This window comes from Dolichospermum sp. UHCC 0352 (genome assembly GCF_009711925.1).
GTDB lineage: Bacteria > Cyanobacteriota > Cyanobacteriia > Cyanobacteriales > Nostocaceae > Dolichospermum > Dolichospermum lemmermannii.
In genome coordinates, this window is sequence record NZ_VIKY01000021.1 from 1 (window position 1) to 4,236 (window position 4,236).

5 protein-coding genes and 1 pseudogene are annotated in these 4,236 nt (G+C 39.8%); 1 reads left to right on the forward strand and 5 read right to left on the reverse strand.

All coding sequences use genetic code 11. The features are described from left to right. Nucleotides 1-222: 222 nt before the first annotated feature. Nucleotides 223-333: pseudogene (locus FJR06_RS01455) on the forward strand (glutathione S-transferase family protein); the annotation flags it as partial. Nucleotides 334-377: 44 nt separating this feature from the next. Here FJR06_RS01455 and FJR06_RS01460 read toward each other — a convergent pair. The 5 genes from FJR06_RS01460 to cofG form a co-directional block, all read right to left on the reverse strand. Beyond that, nucleotides 378-869 (reverse strand): YajQ family cyclic di-GMP-binding protein, encoded by a 492-nt coding sequence (locus tag FJR06_RS01460; RefSeq protein ID WP_015079962.1) that lies wholly within the window; start codon nt 867-869, stop codon nt 378-380. Nucleotides 870-941: 72 nt separating this feature from the next. Continuing rightward, entirely contained in the window at nt 942-1,358 is a 417-nt protein-coding gene (locus FJR06_RS01465; RefSeq protein WP_015079961.1) for an MAPEG family protein, read from the reverse strand. A 137-nt stretch (nt 1,359-1,495) separates the two neighbouring features. Next, the gene (locus FJR06_RS01470; RefSeq protein WP_015079960.1) at nt 1,496-1,999 is read right to left on the reverse strand and encodes a hypothetical protein; all 504 of its coding nucleotides are present in this window, start codon (nt 1,997-1,999) and stop codon (nt 1,496-1,498) included. A 109-nt stretch (nt 2,000-2,108) separates the two neighbouring features. After that, on the reverse strand, nt 2,109-2,951 hold the full coding sequence (locus FJR06_RS01475; RefSeq protein WP_015079959.1) for an HpsJ family protein: 843 nt from the start codon (nt 2,949-2,951) through the stop codon (nt 2,109-2,111). An 81-nt stretch (nt 2,952-3,032) separates the two neighbouring features. Then, nucleotides 3,033-4,001, reverse strand: coding sequence for a 7,8-didemethyl-8-hydroxy-5-deazariboflavin synthase subunit CofG (gene cofG, locus FJR06_RS01480; RefSeq protein WP_168650478.1), 969 nt, complete (start codon nt 3,999-4,001; stop codon nt 3,033-3,035). Nucleotides 4,002-4,236 lie beyond the last annotated feature (235 nt).

A 4,236-nucleotide genomic window follows, 5' to 3' on the forward strand; every position in this document is an offset into this window, starting at 1 on the left:
TCTAGCAGTAGGTAAAAGATTTATAGGGACTAGACGAATCAGAATTTTGAAACTTTCTCGTTTCAAGTTAAACAGGACTTGCAGTCATGCAACTACGGTCGGGCAGACCGAAAGTTAACGCTTGGGGAGAGTCCCACCTCTGACCTAGATAACGCAAGGAGTCTAGTTTAAGTGGTCTCGTTGAACCAAGAATCCCCGTGTCTTTAGACCGGGGAGTGTCAAATTCCGATTATGCTCAAATTAGATTTGAGTGCTTACCCAGCAGTCGTGAATTATATTCAGTCTATATCTGAACGTCCGGCATTTCAAAAAAGTATTGGGGGACGGAAGTAATTGACAATTAATAATTGACAACTGTTAGTTGTCAATTATATTTTCTAGCGATAATTTGTAAATTGCAAAGCGACGGGGAAATCTTCTTGTTTAAGCCGTTGAATCACGAGTTGTAAGTCATCTTTTGATTTAGCTATTACCCGCACAGAGTCACCTTGAATTGAGGCTTGCACCTTTTTAATTTCGTCCCGAATTATCTTAGAAATTTGTTTAGCAATTTCTTGGCTAATGCCTTTTTTCAGGGTAATTTCTTGACGAACACGGCTACCGCTGGCAGATTCAACTTTGCCAAATTCAAAGATTTTTTGAGAAAGATTCCGCTTGGCGGCTTTTTCTCGGAGAATGGTGTGGACAGATTCTAAGGTAAAGTCGCTGTCAGTACCAACGGTAATTTTTTCTTCGCTTAATTCGATTGTGGTTTTAGTATCTTTAAGATCGTAACGGCTTTTAACGTCTCTGATGACTTGATCAATAGTATTAACTAATTCTTGTCTATCAAAGTCGCTGACGATATCAAAGGAAAAAGAAGCAGCCATAAATAAAATTGGTAATTGGTAATTGGTAAGAGAGAAGAGGCAAAATTAAAAATCCTTATTCCCTCAGCTTAATTATTTAACTTGCATGAGACTGAGGAAAAACAGAGTTCCCGAACTAAAAGAAGCAATACCAAACATGAGTGATCTTAACAAAGGTATATTTGCAATATAGAAAATAGAGTATAGCAAACGAGCAATCAGAAAAGCGATGGCTGCATTCACTCCTTGGGGAGAATTCACTCCAGTGACATAAGCCATTAGTGCGGCTGCGGCAAAAACCATAAACGCTTCAAAGGAGTTTTCATGGGCCCATGTTGCCCGTTGGGCATAGGGAGGCAACTTGTCAAACATGGCGCGAGGTGCAGACAAATCATATCCTACTTGCACTCTAGCAAAAGCTACTAATAAATAGGGTAGATAAATGAGAATAGCCGCAACGACAATAGAGGATAAAAAAATAGCAGGTACTGGTAATAGAGATAAAGACATTCAACTAATTTAATAGGGTACTTGGTCAGGTATTGATCATTTTTGTCAATGGATAAGGGGTAATTTAGTGAAATCATTACCCTTTACCCAATGATTTTCCATCTCTATCATTAGCTTTGCAAAAACTGCCGTTCACTCTAGTCAAAGTAGAAGAGTGTTACCACTTTTCGCTGGTCTTCGGCATCACTACAAGTTTGTAGCAAAGTGCGACTATCGTGAAATGCAAAGCAGATTAGTTGTTGACAACGAGAGACGATTTCTTTGTTACATAGGTAACTCGCTTCAGCTAGGGACAAGTTATCATTACTGGGGTTTTCCACTAAGTGCATAACCTGTTCTAATTGCTGGCGCGATTCTTGGGGTTGACGTTCCAAACTTTGGGGTAAAATAACCGTGAGTAAGTTGGGATCAGCCTTGGTTGCGCCCCGGATGGCCGCAGAGTTTGTGCCTGTAGCACCAGAAGTAATGATGCGGTTGCCCGATAGAATCAGGGCATAAGTCATCATTTCAATGAGGTTCTGATGGGTAATTGGCACATGACGAGAACCTAGCAAGGCAATCCGCTTGGAACCTGTTTGCTGGATGGTTGCTAGTTCTTGGGCTAAGGTATCGAGTTTAATAGTATCTATTGACTGACTCAAAGATGAAGATCATGAGATTAAACAACCTAGACATTCTACCAAACAGCGTGTACATAGGATACTAACCAGGGTTACATTATTATTTGTTAGCAAATTACTAAGGAGCTACTCAACCTCTAGAACTACTTTTGGAAATACCCATACCTCTTAATCCCCTCCAGCCGATGACGATATAACCAATTGACAATAATAAACTATTAATACCAGTTCGCAATTCCTTCCAGGCATCTTCCTGGGTTTTCTGCAACTGTTGTTGTGTTTGAGTCTGAATTTGGTTAAGTCTTTGGGTTGCTAGTTTTTGAGGGTCTGTTTGCTGGGCGATAAAATTATCAAGAGAGTTAAGATTTGTTTTATACTGCTTGAGTAGATCCTTCTGTGCCTCAGGTAATTGACTATCGCTAAGTGCCTGATTATACTTTTTGTCATCCTTAACCAGTTCATTTAGCTGGGTTCTGAGTTGCTCTTTTAATGCAGCGCGTTGTTTCTCTACAGATGCTTTTACCTGATCATTACCAAGTTGATTTTGGAGTTGTGCTAATTGATTTTTCACTTGGGTTTCTGACTGTTCCGCTTCTTTCTCAATCCGTGCTAACCCCTCTGCCTTTAGTTGATTGACGTTACTCAGATGTAGGGGAAAAATCAACAAAAATATCAGTCCTAACAAACTAGAGAGGATAAAAATTGGCAATTTTAGACCAGAAGACGAGGAACGACTACTTTCACTAGATCCACTAGATTTACCAACCCAGTATGCAATTAGAATTGTTCCCAGACCAAGCAATGGTACAATACCCTGATTTACAAGACTTCTGCACAAGTTAATTTGCCAGAGTTTATCTGTAAATTGCAAAGGGAATAATAAAAATAGACAGTCTACAGAAAAGAACAATATACAGATTATACCTATTAACTGGAGCAAGAAGGATGTGTTAGAGGATGTATTAGTAGCCATATTGGTTTACAGTGTGAATACATTAAATTAATTAGCATATTTAATGTTACAGGATTACCCAGTAAGCGTAAAGCTCAGTGTCTAGAGCTTAAATCTTTCTCGCCATTCTTCTACATTTTGTCGTAAACCTGCACCCAACCAATCATCAAACTGGGGATACAGTGGTAAACGTGGTACTAACTCCCAGCCCCCAGATTTTAAGATGTTTCTGAGTTCCTGTTCCTGTAAATGGGGATAATCAGGATTAACTTCATCCTTGGGACTTATTCCCCCTAAATCCCTCGCTCCAGCGGCTATACAAGCAAGTAACCAATTTTCATCTTTAACTAAATTCGGGGGAATCTGGATTGTAATGTCTGCTGGTAAAATTTCCCGCACTTTGGCGATAATTTCTGGTAATTGATGAGGGTTAAATGGTGGTGCGTCAAAGGTTTGCACCGTTCCGGGGCTGTGGGGTTGGAGAATTACCTCTTGAATATGATGGTAATGTGCATGAGATTCAGAAATAGCCGCTAACGTCTCCCACCAATCTGTCTCTGTTTCCCCTATTCCTAAAAGTAACCCTGTGGTGAAGGGGATTTTTAGCTCTCCTGCCCATTGTAATTGTTGCGATCGCACTTGGGGTAATTTACTTGGTGCATGACGATGGACTGTATTTAATAGTTTTGGTGTCAATTGCTCCAACATTAACCCCATGGACACATTCACCGTTTTCAGTTTTTGCATTTCTACCCAACTCAGTGGACCAACATTGGTATGGGGTAAAAATCCCATGTCTATTGCTAAGGCACACAAATCATAAATTCGCTCAAACCAAGCTTCCCGTCTGGCTGAATGGGGATGAACTTCACCGCTCAAGATGAGGATTTCACAGACATTTTGTTTTTTAAGTTGTAAAAAAATCTCTTTAGCTTCCCCAAGGGTCAACCAAGGACTTTTACCCGGTTCAGTGCGGAAATTGCAATAAGAACAGCGGTTAAAGCACTCATAAGTGGGAACAATAGTATAAGCAGGGCTATAGGTAACAATATTTTGACTAGATAGAGACATATATAGTAGGGAGCAGGGTCTGCGCCCAAAAATGCAGGGGTTCATGAATGAAGTAGGGAGTTGCGTTCCAAGAAAATTAGAAATTATCACAAAAATAATTAATGCCTGAAACCCCCAGCCTGTCTACAATATAACCTTTTCTATGACCCAATTTTCTAGATTTATTAAAAAATATTACGAAAACCCCTTTACAAATCGAAACATATCGCTTAATATAAATTCATGAGGTAGAAAC